17 protein-coding genes are annotated in these 14,242 nt (G+C 50.9%); 6 read left to right on the top strand and 11 right to left on the bottom strand.

Annotation, left to right across the window (positions count from 1 at the left end):
- Positions 1-63 precede the first annotated feature (63 nt).
- A complete protein-coding gene (locus tag CWE14_RS10525; protein WP_126799336.1) occupies positions 64-948 on the top strand; it encodes a DUF368 domain-containing protein in 885 nt (294 codons plus the stop codon).
- A 17-nt stretch (positions 949-965) separates the two neighbouring features.
- Here CWE14_RS10525 and CWE14_RS10520 read toward each other — a convergent pair whose 3' ends face one another.
- The 3 genes from CWE14_RS10520 to gorA all read right to left on the bottom strand — a co-directional run bounded on the left by CWE14_RS10520 (position 966) and on the right by gorA (position 3,508).
- Positions 966-1,229, bottom strand: a complete 264-nt coding sequence (locus tag CWE14_RS10520; RefSeq protein WP_126799335.1) for a hypothetical protein — start codon at positions 1,227-1,229, stop codon at positions 966-968.
- Between the two features lie 111 nt (positions 1,230-1,340).
- Positions 1,341-2,141, bottom strand: a complete 801-nt coding sequence (locus CWE14_RS10515; protein ID WP_126799334.1) for a CLCA_X family protein — start codon at positions 2,139-2,141, stop codon at positions 1,341-1,343.
- 8 nt (positions 2,142-2,149) lie between these two features.
- Complete coding sequence (gene gorA, locus CWE14_RS10510; RefSeq protein ID WP_126799333.1) at positions 2,150-3,508, bottom strand: glutathione-disulfide reductase; 1,359 nt, start codon at positions 3,506-3,508, stop codon at positions 2,150-2,152.
- Between the two features lie 80 nt (positions 3,509-3,588).
- Here gorA and CWE14_RS10505 point away from each other — a divergent pair, with 80 nt between their 5' ends.
- Positions 3,589-4,296 carry a M48 family metallopeptidase gene (locus CWE14_RS10505; protein ID WP_157981810.1) on the top strand — a complete coding sequence of 236 codons (708 nt, stop codon included), beginning with the start codon at positions 3,589-3,591 and terminating at the stop codon, positions 4,294-4,296.
- A 95-nt stretch (positions 4,297-4,391) separates the two neighbouring features.
- The gene (locus CWE14_RS10500) at positions 4,392-5,435 is read left to right on the top strand and encodes a hypothetical protein (RefSeq protein ID WP_126799331.1); all 1,044 of its coding nucleotides are present in this window, start codon (positions 4,392-4,394) and stop codon (positions 5,433-5,435) included.
- Between the two features lie 28 nt (positions 5,436-5,463).
- Here the strand turns inward: CWE14_RS10500 and CWE14_RS10495 are convergent, their stop codons facing one another.
- From CWE14_RS10495 to udk, 6 genes are all read right to left on the bottom strand, one after another.
- Positions 5,464-5,850, bottom strand: coding sequence for a TM2 domain-containing protein (locus CWE14_RS10495; protein WP_126799330.1), 387 nt, complete (start codon positions 5,848-5,850; stop codon positions 5,464-5,466).
- Positions 5,840-6,124 (bottom strand): membrane protein insertion efficiency factor YidD, encoded by a 285-nt coding sequence (gene yidD / locus CWE14_RS10490; RefSeq protein WP_198676576.1) that lies wholly within the window; start codon positions 6,122-6,124, stop codon positions 5,840-5,842. The genes CWE14_RS10495 and yidD overlap by 11 nt, the downstream gene beginning before the upstream one ends.
- A gap of 5 nt (positions 6,125-6,129) precedes the next feature.
- Complete coding sequence (locus CWE14_RS10485; RefSeq protein WP_126799329.1) at positions 6,130-6,357, bottom strand: DUF4177 domain-containing protein; 228 nt, start codon at positions 6,355-6,357, stop codon at positions 6,130-6,132.
- 183 nt (positions 6,358-6,540) lie between these two features.
- On the bottom strand, positions 6,541-7,215 hold the full coding sequence (locus CWE14_RS10480; protein ID WP_126799328.1) for an MlaC/ttg2D family ABC transporter substrate-binding protein: 675 nt from the start codon (positions 7,213-7,215) through the stop codon (positions 6,541-6,543).
- Positions 7,216-7,346: 131 nt separating this feature from the next.
- Positions 7,347-8,555, bottom strand: coding sequence for a NupC/NupG family nucleoside CNT transporter (locus tag CWE14_RS10475; protein ID WP_126799327.1), 1,209 nt, complete (start codon positions 8,553-8,555; stop codon positions 7,347-7,349).
- Between the two features lie 31 nt (positions 8,556-8,586).
- Positions 8,587-9,219, bottom strand: coding sequence for a uridine kinase (gene udk, locus CWE14_RS10470; protein ID WP_126789620.1), 633 nt, complete (start codon positions 9,217-9,219; stop codon positions 8,587-8,589).
- Between the two features lie 179 nt (positions 9,220-9,398).
- On the opposite strand from udk, the gene cfa reads away from it, so the two are divergent.
- Positions 9,399-10,532, top strand: a complete 1,134-nt coding sequence (cfa, locus tag CWE14_RS10465; RefSeq protein WP_126799326.1) for a cyclopropane fatty acyl phospholipid synthase — start codon at positions 9,399-9,401, stop codon at positions 10,530-10,532.
- 13 nt (positions 10,533-10,545) lie between these two features.
- Here the strand turns inward: cfa and CWE14_RS10460 are convergent, their stop codons facing one another.
- Positions 10,546-11,169, bottom strand: coding sequence for a hypothetical protein (locus CWE14_RS10460; protein WP_126799325.1), 624 nt, complete (start codon positions 11,167-11,169; stop codon positions 10,546-10,548).
- Positions 11,170-11,348: 179 nt separating this feature from the next.
- Between CWE14_RS10460 and CWE14_RS10455 the strand changes: the two genes are divergently transcribed.
- Positions 11,349-11,822, top strand: a complete 474-nt coding sequence (locus tag CWE14_RS10455) for a Dps family protein (protein WP_126799397.1) — start codon at positions 11,349-11,351, stop codon at positions 11,820-11,822.
- Positions 11,823-11,996: 174 nt separating this feature from the next.
- Positions 11,997-12,914, top strand: a complete 918-nt coding sequence (gene trhO / locus CWE14_RS10450; RefSeq protein ID WP_126799396.1) for an oxygen-dependent tRNA uridine(34) hydroxylase TrhO — start codon at positions 11,997-11,999, stop codon at positions 12,912-12,914.
- Positions 12,915-12,924: 10 nt separating this feature from the next.
- Here trhO and CWE14_RS10445 read toward each other — a convergent pair whose 3' ends face one another.
- Positions 12,925-14,217, bottom strand: a complete 1,293-nt coding sequence (locus tag CWE14_RS10445; RefSeq protein WP_126799324.1) for a pyridoxal phosphate-dependent aminotransferase — start codon at positions 14,215-14,217, stop codon at positions 12,925-12,927.
- Between the last annotated feature and the right edge of the window lie 25 nt (positions 14,218-14,242).

Genomic DNA, 14,242 nt, shown 5'->3' with positions numbered 1-14,242 from the left:
TGACATGCTGTCTGGCCAGGAATGCTAAGCCGGTGTCTAATTTATCTTGAGACTAGCAAAACCATGCAACTAAAAAACTATATTAACTGGATTATAAAGGGTCTGGCGATGGGCGCGGCTGACGTAGTCCCGGGCGTCTCCGGTGGAACCCTGGCGTTCATTCTTGGTATTTATGAACGCTTCTTAGGCGCTTTGGCCTCTTTCAACGGACAGGCACTTCGGTTCGTAGCGAAAGGCCAGTGGCGGGCGTTCTGGCAGCATGTCGACGGAACCTTTTTACTCTGTTTATTTGCCGGTATTCTTAGTAGCATTTTCTCACTGGCGACACTGATCCATTATTTGCTGATCACTAATCCGCTTCCACTTTGGGCCTTTTTTAACGGCTTGATTATTGCGGCGTTACCCTGGCTTTTAAAAGCAGTTCGCTTTAATGCAGCGCGCATTGGATTGCTGGTAGCAGGCGCTCTCTTTGCGTTCAGTATTAGTTTGCTCACACCAGTTCACAGTGACCCTATGCCTTTAATGTTCTTCGGGGCTGGCTTTATCGCTATCTGTGCGATGATCCTGCCAGGCATTTCCGGTAGCTTCCTGCTATTGCTAATGGGAATGTATGCGCCGGTGGTGAGTGCAGTTAGTGACGCGCGATTCAACTTGCTAGCACTGTTTGCGCTAGGTTGTGTGGTCGGTCTGCTGGCGTTTTCACGACTGCTGAATATGCTGTTAAAACGTCACCACGACACCATGCTGGCATTTCTGTGTGGGATTGTGATCGGGGCTCTGTACCGTATCTGGCCGTGGCAAATCGAAGGGGATATTATGCTGCCTGCTACCTACGCAGAGGCAACCGGCAGCAGCCAGTGGTTACTGGCTGGAGTCTGCCTGATCGCCGGTGCAGCAACTATTTTAGTGTTATTACGGCTGGAGCGCATTCTCGGTAAGCGTGAATAACACGCTTACCCGTTTGCTTACCAGTTTTGGTAGCTGTCGCCACGACGCTGGCGATCAATTTCGCCTTCAGCGGCTTCGCGGTTCGCTTCCATCTCTTCTGGTGAACGACACACACGGCGGCCAATGTGAGATCCAGTTGGCTTTTCAATGCGACAAATCTGTACGACTTCGCCTTCCTCATTTAACACCTGCTGTTCAGACGAACGATCCGCTCCACCTGCACACCCTGCGAGTACCAATGCACTGGCAGCAAATAAAAGCGTAATTTTAGTATCTACCATGACGTAGTTTCCCTATTTTCTGAGATTAGATGACTTCAAGATGAATGAATTTTAACCATATCTGTGATGCAAAGCGTACGCAATTGCATTTACAAACAAATTTGTAACACGTTATGACGAACTGCGTTTCGCTGATAGCGCACGACCCAAATGGTAAAAATAACTCAACCAGAGTTCACCAAGCTGAAACGTGGTGGATGAGTCGGGGTAAAGCCCGGCATTGGCCGTCTCACTTTGCAGCGTGCCGGAGACCAGAAAGTGATTTTTTTGCCCCAGCCCTTGCAGCATTCGCTCAAACGCACGCGCCGCAATTTCCTCTGGCTGGCTAAAATAAACCCGCCCGAGCCGCTGGTCGATAGCCATACAATGGCGCATAAAGGGGCTCACCCCTTGGCCGTTACTATCGAGGAAAAGTAACTTGAAGGCGGTATCGAGCAAATTGTTCAGTGGATGAACTTTGAAGTCGTGATGACTAAGCCAGTAGCGCGACGCGAACGCCTCTGCTGGCACCTTAGAATGGGTAGCGAACATATGCGCACAGATATAGTGGTCGAACGCATGGAACCACTCGTGCGCCAGGCTCCCGCCGCCTGCATTTTTTGCCAGGGCCAATGCTCTGCTCGCTGGTTCATAGTGGGCAGCACTGTGCTTACGACCGCCCACTGCGAAATGCAGCGCCAGGGTTCCGTTTAAAGAAATAACCTCAGGCGGAACCCTGAGCAAAGACTCCATATCCCGCAACGCATCGTAAAAAAGATTAGCCGCCCGCTGTTGCTCAACGGAAGTAACCCAACGACCCACCCGAATACTATAAAAATCATAGCGCCGCTGGATATCAGCAAAGCTGACATCATCGCCATTACGGTAGTTCGCGCCATTGCGATAATAGACGCGCTGTAAGAACTGGCTCACAGTCGCACTTAACGCATGGTAACAAACTCTTCAGCACTGGTTGGGTGCAAGGCTACTGTGGCATCGAAATCGGCTTTTGTCGCACCCATCTTCATGGCTACTGCAAAGCCCTGCAGGATCTCATCCATTCCCTCGCCAATGCCGTGCAGTCCTACCACCTTCTCATCCGAACCCGCACACACCAGCTTAAAGTGACTCATTGCACGGTGCGGGGTGACCGCGTTGTACATGGCAGCAAACCCCGAGTCATATACCTTAACCTCATCCGCACCGTAGTGCTCAACAGCGTCAACCTCAGTCATTCCAATAGTGCCGATCGGTGGGTGACTGAACACAATAGTTGGGATCAGACTAAAATCCATGTGCGCATCTGGCATGTCTTTATTGAAAAGACGTTCGGCCAGCAAACGCCCAGCCTTAATTGCCACCGGCGTGAGCTGTGCTGCGCCGGTAATATCGCCGACCGCGTATATTCCGTCGACATTGGTATTCTGATAGTCGTCAACCTTAATGTAGCCCTGTTTGTCAGCCTCAACGCCCGCCGCGGCAAGGTTGATTTTATCCGTCGTTGGTTCACGGCCAATGGCCCAGACCAAACAGTCGACCTGATCTACAATTTCATCATTCAGGGTCGTAATACAGAGCGTGCCGTCGTCATTCTTATCAACTTTTTTTACTTCACTGTAGGTATGCAGCGTCGGGCCACCGTCCTGTTCCATGCGTGTTAACAAGCTGTCTATCACCGACCGTTCAAAATCTCGCAGAGGCCGGTCCTGGCGTACCAGAAGGTGGGTATCTGTGCCTAATGCATGAAATACACCGGCAATTTCTACTGCGATGTAGCCGGCACCCACAACCACGGCCTTTTTAGGCTGCTCGGTTAATGCGAAGAAGCCGTCAGAATCAATGCCATGCTCAGCGCCCGGTAAATCAGGCACGGTCGGCCGGCCACCAACAGCAATGGTTATATGGTCAGCGGTAATCTGTTCGCCGTTTACTTCCACGGTGTTCTTGTCAACAAAGGTCGCAAACCCTTCAATGTATTCAACACCGTTGCCTGCAAAACCGCGTTTATAACCACCATGAATACGTTCGATGTAAGCTTCCCGGTTTTTCACCAGGGTGCCCCAGTCATAGCCTTTCTGCTCGACTTCAAACCCATAAGAAGGCGCATATTTAAGCGCTTCTGCGATATGAGCGCCATACCACATGACTTTCTTTGGTACACAACCGACGTTTACACAGGTGCCACCGACCGCTTTTGCTTCTATCACGGCCGCACTGGCTCCACGAATCGCAGCCCGGTTGGCTGAGGCAATACCACCGCTACCAGCGCCGATACTAAGGTAATCGAAATGTCTGCTCATGAATATTTCCTGTCAGTCTGTTCTGTAAGTTTGGCTGGCAACGTTATACCATATTTGCGAGTCAATTTGGGGACCTGCCATTGAACTACACCTTATCTCGCAGCAAGCGCCGCCGCACTATTGGCATTACCATTAAGCAAGGTAAAGTCAGAGTAGCAGCCCCGGAAAGTGTGGCTTTACACCGTATTGACAGCTTCGTTGCCAGCAAGCAGGACTGGATAACACGCCACCTGCAGGCGCAACAGACCCGCCTGCGCGATCTTCCCAAACGGCTGTGGCAACATGGGGAAACCCTGTTCTGGCTAGGCCAGGCAATGCGCCTTGAAGTCCGCCCTGGGCACAGAAATACGATTGAAGCTATCGATAATACTCTGCAAATTCGTTTATCACGACGCTGTACTCAACCCGCTGCCCAAACTCAAAAGCTGGTTCAGCAATGGTTCAGGCAACAGGCCCAGCACTGGCTCGATACACATTTAGCGGATATGCCAGCAGCTATAGCTACACCCCCTGCAGCCTGGCGCATTGCCAATTACACCGCGAAGTGGGGTGCCTGTTCGGCGCAAAAAACACTGAGCTTCAGTTGGCGGCTGTTTGCTGCACCAGAATGGGTGGTGCGCTACGTAGTCTTACATGAACTGTGTCATCTGACTCACTTTAACCATTCTCCCGCCTACTGGGCCTTAGTGGAGCACTACGACACCGATTACCGTGAAGCGGAACGATGGCTGAAACAGCACGGTCACAGTTTGCTTAACGATGATTACTTCAGTTTTTCCCCGCATTAACTTTGTAAACCCAGCGTCAAGTTCTGGACAAAACAGCTATATAGCCACTATCTTGGCTAACACTATTATAAAAAAGTTAACAGGGAATTTACCTTATGCGGTCATGGCGCCCTGCATATTTGCCGTTTATTGCGTTTGCTCTGATGCTAAGTCAGTCGGGTTGCGCACAATCTCAGGATGAGCCAGAACAGGTTACTCAGACAACATCCAGCTCACAGTCTGCAGACGAAGAATCCAATCAGCAGACGTCCTCACCTGATGACGACGATATGATGCTCGACAGCGTACAGCGTGGGGTGCAGGCGTCGGTCGATGCCACTGCTCGCTGGTTCGATGGTTTTTTTGGTGATAGCCGAACCTTTGATGACAGTGATTATGACAGCCAGGGCCGAGTCTCGTTAGCGCCGCAGTGGACTGAGTACGAGGGTTGGCGGGTACGCTCCAGCCTTCGGGTCAGAGTCAATTTACCCATTGCCGAAAACCGATTCTCTGCCTTTATCGGCCGTGTAGACACAGATGACTACGTGGTTGGCGAGGACGCTGAACGCCGCGCCTCAGTGCTGAGAAACATCAACGGGGACAGTGAATGGTTGGTTGGGCTGGGCTTTAACCCCAGCCAGGGCGAGGAGAATCGATTTAACGTGTCAGCTGGGATCCGTGGTGGGATAAATGCAGATCCTTATACCGAAGCACGTTACCTATACCAAAAACGGATAACCAACAACGCTCAATTTCGCACCCGGTCCGCCGCCTTCTGGCGTGACAGCGACGGCTTTGGCTTTGCTCAACGAGTTGATTATGAACACACCTGGGGCCCCGAGTGGCTGCTGCGTTTAGCGAATGAAGCCACCTATGCTGAACGGGTAGAAGGTATCCGCCTGCGTAACAGTGCTGCTATTTACCATTTGTACGATGAAGAGAAAGCCGTAGCATTTGAAATCACTTATGCAGGTGAAACCAAAGCCGAAGTCCAGCACAAAGATATTTCGACCCGTTTTATCCACCGCCAGTCCTGGCTACGCGACTGGTTCTATGTGGAGAAATGGGTCGGTATGCACTGGCCAAAGGAACTCCCCGAGGAAGAGCGCGAACGAGCCTGGATGCTTGGGATTGAATTTGAACTCTGGTATGGCCGTTAGTGGTGTCGACGACACCACATCAGCTGGCTTACCCCTCTACCCCTAAACGGGCGAGGTTACGTCGATAAATGCCATTATTATAGTCCTGCACAATCAGCTGAGAGCGAAATAAGGCCCCCAGTTCAAGCACAAGAACACCAAGCAGCATAACCACACCAAGCCCCTGCCAGCCTGTCGCCAGCAAGACAATGGAAAGCACAAAGACAGTCAGGTTAATGCTGCCGCGAAGCCATTTCTGCAGGTAAAAATGATGCAGCCCGCAGATAAAAAACCAGTTCAGCACGGCATAGGTATCCGGGTCCTTCACTTCGCGACGGACGGTCTCGTAGAACGCTTTCCGCTCGATAGCAGGCAACCGTTGAGCCCTGTTGCGCAGCCTTTCTTCGTCTGTATTAACGTCTCGTTTAGTTAACATGCGAGGCTGCCTCCTGACTGAGGTTTTTGCTCTGACTTTGCTGTTCAGGCTGAAAGGGCTCATAACACACACAAAAGCTATCGTGACCACGGCAGCGCCGTATTCGTTTCCAGCCAAGCATCATCCCTTTGCGCGCACCAAACGCACGCACTGCCTGAAGGGTGTATTCAGAGCAAGTAGGCGCGTAATTACAACAAACACCAAACCAGCGGCGACTACCGCCGCTACGCTGGTACGCCTGAATCGAGCGGATCAGTAACTGTTGTGCGTTCACTCGTATTACCGTCCAAGTGTGACTATCATGGCTTCACGCTGCCAGAACAACCAGAAGCGCTTCATCTCCAGAACCTGAAACACCACCTGCCAGCCATCCGCCGCATAGGCATTCAGTTCGGCTTCGATTTTTTTCATGGGTAAGCCAGATGAACCGAGAAAAATGGTGCCACAGCCTCCTTCAACAATATGAATCACTTTGTATTCGCTGTAGCGCTGTTCTGTACTTTGCATAAGGTCGTTCCTGTATTGAGTCAGTCTAGTATCTATACACGGATAGATAAGCCAATGGTAACCGGAAAATTGTTACAAAATATAAAAAAGCCAGCTAGCGGTTAAACTAGCTGGCTTTCTGTCATGCTCTACTGAGGTCAGTTGGGTTGAACCCAAATCGGCTCAATCGCTCCGCTTCGCACTTTACCCTTGTGAGGTAAATTCGTCCGCATCAAGTTCCTCGTCGAGATCAATCTCGACGCTCGCGCGTTCACGCAGCAGTTCAATTGCTCCGTCAAAGCCTCGTTGACTTAAAATAGACTGAATTTCAGAGCGCTGTGCGCTGAGCAGGCTAATGTTTTCCGCCTCAAGATCGAATGCCATCCACGGCGATTCAGGGGTCTGACGACGAAGGTTGAAGTTCAGCCGTATTGGCGGCCCATCATTCTGATTCAATTGAGCGCGGACAATTACCACCCGCTCATTCTCATAGGCATCTTCACGACCGAACTGCAATTCGTGCTTCTCTTCATCATACTGAGTAAAGACCCGCGCATAGGTATTGATCAGGTATGAGCGAAACGCATCCACAAACTGACGACGTTGTTCGTCATTCAGCGCACGCCAATTGCGACCCATGACCTGTGCCGCCGCAAAACGATAATCGGTATAAGGAATAAGTTCTTCTTCCATAATTACGCGCAGATAATTAGGTTCCTGCTCAATTCGCTCGCGGTCATCACGGATCCGTTGCAGCATTTTCTCCGCAACTTCCTGCAATAAGCGGTGCGGATTATCATTTTCGATGCGCTCCTGCGCCATCGCACTCGGCACAACGAGGGCAAGTACCAGCATGAACGCTATCCAAACGGATTTCATAATCTGCTCCTTTAAGAATAAAAATAACAAACCGCCCGAATCAGTCCAGGCGGTATAGTTTGATAGTATAAACCGAAACGCGTCTTACGTCCTGACAATTAATTGTAACTAATTGTCAGGAAAAGCGATCATTAAGAAAGTGCAAAGAAGACCCCGGCGATTGCCGCACTCATCAAATTGGCCAGCGTGGCGGCCAACAAAGCGCGCATACCCAGCTCGGCAATGTCTTTGCGCCGACTTGGTGCCATCCCGCCGAGTCCGCCCAGAAGGATTGCAATCGAAGAAAAATTGGCAAAACCACAGAGCATAAAGGTAATAATTACCTGGCTATGCTCACTCAGCTGATCCCGGTAGTTGGCGAAATCAAGGTAGGCTACAAATTCATTAATAACCAGTTTCTGGCCAATAAAACTCCCCGCAAGCCGAGCTTCGTCCCAGCTTATGCCAAGAATGAACGCCAGTGGCTGAAAGATGTAACCCAGAATCAGCTGCAACGTCAGCTCTTCAGCGCCAAAGAGGCCACCAACCCAGCCAATAATGCCATTTATCAGGGCAATCAATGCAACAAAGGCGAGTAGCATAGCGCCCACGTTCAGGGCCAGTTGCATACCGCTTGAAGCACCTGACGCTGCGGCGTCGATGACATTGGTACGTTTTTCTTCGAGCGGGGTTTCAGCAAGCTGGTCAAGCGGTTCTTCGGTTTCCGGCAGAATAATTTTGGCCATCAACAAACAACCTGGTGCAGCCATGAAACAGGCGGCTATCAGGTACTTTAATTCGATTCCCAGCCCTGCATACCCAGCCAGTACTGAGCCAGCAATTGAACCCAGGCCACCGACCATGACCGCAAAAAGCTCAGATCGGGTCATTCGCGGTATATAAGGACGTATCACAAGCGGGGCTTCAGTCTGACCGACGAAAATATTGGCGGCTGCTGACATTGACTCGGGTTTCGAGGTCCCGAGTAAGCGTTGTAACCCGCCACCAATCAAGCGAATTACCGAGTGCATAATACCGATGTGATACAGCACCGCTATCAGCGAGGAGAAGAATACGATGACCCCAAGCACGTGGATTGCGAAAATAAAGCCCTGAGAATACGCGCCAATGTCACCAAAGAGGAATTCCATACCTGCACTGGCATAACCAATGACATTGGCCACACCAAGCGCGAAACCACCCAGTAAATTCTGGCCCAGGGGGATATAGAGTACGAAAGCGCCAAGACCGACTTGCAATGCAAAGGCTCCACCAACGGTGCGCCAGCGTATCCGGGTAGGTGCAGCAGAAAATGCGTAAGCAATGAGCAGTAAAACGGCGATGCCAATCAAGCCTATCATAGGGATTCCTTTAGCGTCGGTCTTTGTCTAGTTATTCAGCCAGCAGCTGACGAATTTTGGCTTTAATAATGTCGATAGCAATTTCATTTTGACCACCGCGGGTCACAACCAGATCCGCATGTTGCTTAGAGGGGAAGATAAAATCAAAAAAGGCAGGACGAACATAATTCTCATACTGCTCGGTAATAGAAGCCAGCGTACGTCCGCGTAGCTCCATATCACGATTAATACGGCGTAAAAGACAGGTATCTAAAGGCGTATCCATAAATACCGAGATATCGAACTGCTCGCGCAGCTTTTCATCGCTCAGCAGCAAAATACCTTCAACCAAAATAACCCGTGCAGGGGTCACCGGGATGGTTTTTTCAAGACGCGTGTGCTCCTGATAGGAGTACTGCGGCATCTCGATCGCATGACCATCGCGCAATTGTTGCAGATGCTGGTACAACAGGTCATGTTCAAAGGCAGTTGGGTGGTCGTAGTTGGTGAGCACTCGCTGCTCATAGGAAAGGTGGCTCTGATCACGATAATACGCATCTTCCTGCAGCACAGAAATCCGCTCGCCGCCTAGCTCTGCGACCAACTCCTGATACACTGTAGAGGCAAATAAACTCTTCCCGGATGCAGACGCCCCGGCGATGGCGATAATGGTTGTTTTGCCCACGAAAAACCTTCTCTAACGACTTCATAAACGCATCAAGCGCGCATTATCGCCAATTTGCGCCAAGATATAAACACATAAAGGGTAAAAAGGCGCACTTAGTGACAGATCAGGGACTATGTATTAGGCTTTGTAAGCATCCTAAATGGTTGAAATTTTGACGAAATAAAAAAGGTAAAACCATGTCCTCTCAGGATTTCGCAAACGAATTGCTGGCAAAAGCAGATATTCAGATCAATGGGTCCCGCCCCTGGGACCTCCAGTTGCATCGCAACGATGTCATACCCCGCGCGTTAGCCCATGGCAACCTAGGCCTCGGTGAGGCCTATATGGACGGCCACTGGGACTGCGAGCACCTCGACCAGTTTTTCTCCCGCCTTTTACAGGCCCGTATTGCAGAGCAGGTTCATCCGTCGCGTCTTGTTATGCATTCTCTGAAAAATCGTCTGTTTAATTTGCAGGGCAAAAAACGCGCCTGGGAGGTCGGTCAAAAACACTACGATCTCGGCAACGACCTATACCAGACGATGCTCGATAAACGGATGGTATACACCTGCGGTTTCTGGACTCAGGCCAAGGATCTGGACACCGCGCAGGAGCACAAACTGGAACTCACCTGCCGCAAACTTAAATTAAAACCTGGCATGCGGGTGCTCGACGTGGGCTGCGGCTGGGGAAGCTTTATGCAGTATGCGGCCGAACATTACGGCGTTGAATGTGTTGGCGTCACCATTTCCAAAGCTCAAATTGAGCTGGGTAAAGAACGCTGTAAAGGATTGCCAGTTGAATTTTTATTAAACGACTACCGTGATTTGCCTGCGATCTTCGCCGACAAGCCTTTCGATGCAGTGGTGAGCCTGGGTATGTTTGAGCATGTTGGCCCGAAGAACCATCGAACCTACATGCAGGTTGTTAATCAGGTGCTGAAAGAACACGGTCTGTTTTTATTGCATACCATTGGCCGCAATGCCGGTGGCACCCCTCCAGATCCGTGGATAGATAAGTACATTTTCCCGAACGGCGAACTACCTGCTATTCGTCATGTTGGCGAGGCAGCGGAAAAGCTCTTCGTGGTCGAAGACCTGCATAACTTTGGCGCTAGTTACGATAAAACGTTAATGGCCTGGCATGATAATTTCGAGCAGGGCTGGCCTGAGCTGCAAAAAAACGCCAAATACGATACGCGTTTTTATCGTATGTGGCGTTACTATTTACTCTCCTGTGCCGGGGCTTTTCGGGCGAGGAATATTCAGTTGTGGCAATGGGTATTGTCTAAACAGGGTGTGGAAGGTCACTACGAGCGACCCGCGCTGTAAAAACCAGGTCGCTCTATTGAATATAGCCGCCTTCATGTCCCCACGCGGCCGGCGGTGGCTCAACGGTCTGGCTTAAATCAAAGTCGACGCGCCAGGTCCACTCGTCATCGGAATAGGTGCCATAGGTATAGCGTACCCCTGGCTCTACTTCGACCCGCCAGCCCAGCTGTTCGTCATTCGGTCCTGTACGCTCGGTGAAGACAAAACGCTGGCTGGTTGAGCTGCCATCGGTTTCGGTGTATCCACCGTACATGGTATTGCCTGCATCTTCGCTGCCATCCTGCAGCCTGTGGTCGTGGCGCAGTTCAAGTCGTTCAGGGTGTTTGCGATAAATCCAGGTCCGCGAACGGTCCCAGTCACCTTGCCCCTGTTCAGCTCCAATATGAAAAGCTGCATAAATACTGTTTTCATCACACTCGCGAAAATGAACCAGCAACGCTTCATTTCCCTGCAGCAGGTCGCTGTCGGCACGTTCAACGGTTCGTTCTCCCCGGTATGCGTTGCCACAAAGCTCGCCAAGGTGGAAGAAGAACTGCTCCTGCTCAGGGAGCTCTGCAGAACGCTGTGCATCAGAGCATGCACTGGTTAGTAACACACCCGCTACCACCGCAACGGTTAATTTTTGTCGAGCACGCATATGTTTTCCTTCAATTTTACGACTCTATGAACTCTAGCCGTTGCCTCTGACGAATGCAAAAAAGCGATTTAACTCATCGCTTTAAAGCATGTGCAAAGTCAAATTAAGCGGCTAAGCTAGTAGCTATACTTAAAGTCCCAATGGATGAACAGCAGACGTAAGGGGAACATTTTATGCCTATACAACAGTTAAACGTGATTGGCCTCGGTAAAGCCGATACAGAAAAACTAGCAGGAAAGCTCAACCAGTTATTGTCCAACTACCAGATTTTCTATATGAACGTGCGAGGCTTCCACTGGAACATTCGTGGCGAGCGCTTTTTCGAGCTGCACGTCAAGTTTGAAGAAACTTATAACGATCTGCTGATGAAAATTGACGAAATCGCAGAGCGTATTCTGACCCTGGGCCAGCAACCCCAGCACACGTACACCAACTACCTCGACAACAGCAGCATTAAAGAAGTTGCCGATGTCCATGATGGTCGCGCCTGTGTTGAGAGCATCCTGCAAAGTTACCAGGTGGTGATTAAGTTGCAGCGGGAGATACTCTCCGCCGCCAACGATATCGATGATGAAGGCACTGCCTCACTAATGGGCGACTACATTACCGAGCAGGAAAAAACGGCGTGGATGCTGACTTCCTACCTCAAATAGACCAGCCACGTTGAGCACCAGCGCCGCATTAGCGGCGCTTTTTATTTGCCTGCAGATCCGGGTATAATGCCCTCGCCCGGGCTTGAAGGCGATACCACCTCAGGCTCAGCAACACTTTCTATGACTAACCAGGCACCGGATTTACGGTTCGGGCCGCTGAAAAAAGGCAATTCGATGCAATATACCTGCGCTGCACTCTACAAATTTGTGGAGCTCGATAACTATGAAGCCATGCGCCAGCCACTGTTAGATGTGATGCTGGAGAACGAGGTGAAGGGTACCTTGTTGCTGGCTCGGGAAGGCATTAACGGCACTATTTGTGGCACCCGCCAGCAACTTGATAATGTGCTGCGCCATTTACAGGCCGATGCACGTTTAGCCGATATCGACCACAAAGAATCACCAAGCGACGGCCAGGCGTTTTACCGTACCAAGGTGAAGCTGAAAAAAGAAATCGTGACCATGGGGATCGACTGGATTGATCCTAAGAAAACCGTTGGCAACTACGTTGAAGCGAAAGACTGGAACGCGCTTATCAATGACCCCGACGTGCTGCTGATTGATACCCGCAATGATTACGAGTTTGCCGTGGGCACCTTCGAAGGCGCGGTTAACCCTAAAACGGAAACCTTCCGCGAGTTTCCACAGTATGTAAAAGAGCACCTCGATACCGGCCAACATAAGAAAGTCGCGATGTTTTGCACCGGCGGCATTCGCTGTGAGAAGTCGACGGCGTACTTAAAGGAGCTCGGTTTTGATGAGGTTTTTCATCTCAAAGGCGGTATTCTGAAGTACCTCGAAGAAGTTCCAGCCGCCAATAGCAAGTGGCAGGGTGAATGCTTTGTTTTCGATCAACGGGTTACCGTCAAGCACGGTCTTGAGCAGGGCAGCTATGACCAGTGTTACGCCTGCCGGATGCCAATTACCGAGCAGGAAAAGCAAAGCGAGCATTATGAGAAAGGCGTCAGTTGCCCGCATTGTTATGATAAAACCACTGCTGAACAGCGGCAGCGTTTTCTTGAGCGGGAAAAACAAATCCAGCTCGCCAAAGCGCGTGGTGAACAGCACATCCGCGATGGCAAACTGGCTTAATTAATCAGGCCTATGAAATAAAGTCATGCATGCGGTCGATGGCTTCCACCACCCGACCGCAATAGCGTCGTAAAAACTCATGGTCTAATGTGGCGCCAGCCTCCAGCGCATCGAGCGCCGCCTCGCCATCAAAATCGACGTAGGCAATACGCACTGAAAATTCGCTGGCCGGGCGCCCGAAACAACTGCCGGGTAAACAGGCAACCCCCTTTTCATCCAACAATCGCTGACAGAACTCATCGCTGGTCTGGATCCCTTTGCTCAGAATTCGCTCCCGCACCGCCTCAAAGCTGGGGAATAAATAGAAGCCCCCCTGCGGCTTGATGGCCTGAGCGCCAGCACTGGTTAAACGGTCATAGGCATAGTTCGCAAGCGCTTCAAGCACGGCCCGTGATTGGTGCAAATAGCTTTCCATTGCCGGGTTTTGTTGAAACGCTTCAATCGCCGCATATTGAATAGGTGCACTGGTTGAGGTAAACGTTTCGCTAGCGACCACCGCCATGGCATCAGCCAGCCATTTTAGCTGAGGAGGAAAAACAAACGCCCCTAAACGCCAGCCACCGGCACCACTCCACTTACTGATCCCATCACTGATAATGGTGCCTTCCGGGTAGTAGCGGGCAATCGAAATATGTTCACCGCTGAAATTAACGCCACCGTATATCTCGTCCGACAGCACCAGCACCCTGTAGCGACGGGCGACCTCGGCGATCGCCTTAAGCTGGTCTTCGCTATAGGCAAGTCCGGTCGGGTTACTCGGATAATTCAAAATAAGTAGCCGTGGCAGGTCAGGGTCCTGTTGGCACAGCTCCTCCAGTACTTCAGGGGTGACTCCAAGGCCACTGTCCAGAGATGTACGCAACCAGTGTAAATTGCGCCCCAGAATGCGCGCCTGTGGCGCATAGGACACCCAGCTCGGGCTGGGAATCACCAGATCACCGTAATAGGTCAGCTGCATGATGAACATCAGCTCTTTGGTGCCGGGACCAATAAGAATATTCTGCGCATCGTAATCAAGCCCCTGGGTACGCTTTAAATAGGCACTGATGCTCTGGCGGAGGGCAGGAAGACCTTTTACAGCGAGGTAATCTTTTTGCTGCGCATTGTCACGCAGTGCCTGCTGCACATGCTTTGGCACCGGAAACGGCGACTGACCCAGCCCCAGCTTAAGTACTTCGCGTCCTTGTGCCTGCAATTCAGCACTGCGCTCATTGATAGCCACGGTCGCTGAAGGCTTCATGCCACGAATGTTTAAATTAATTTGTACGGCTGGCGACAACGCCTGTACCTGCGGTTCGGTCATCAATGGATACCTCTCAAAGAAACGG

It is taken from the genome of Aliidiomarina soli, assembly GCF_003986975.1.
Classification (GTDB): Bacteria; Pseudomonadota; Gammaproteobacteria; order Enterobacterales; family Alteromonadaceae; genus Aliidiomarina; species Aliidiomarina soli.
Note: the sequence above shows the minus strand (reverse complement) of the source record. Positions and strands in the feature narration are given on the sequence as shown.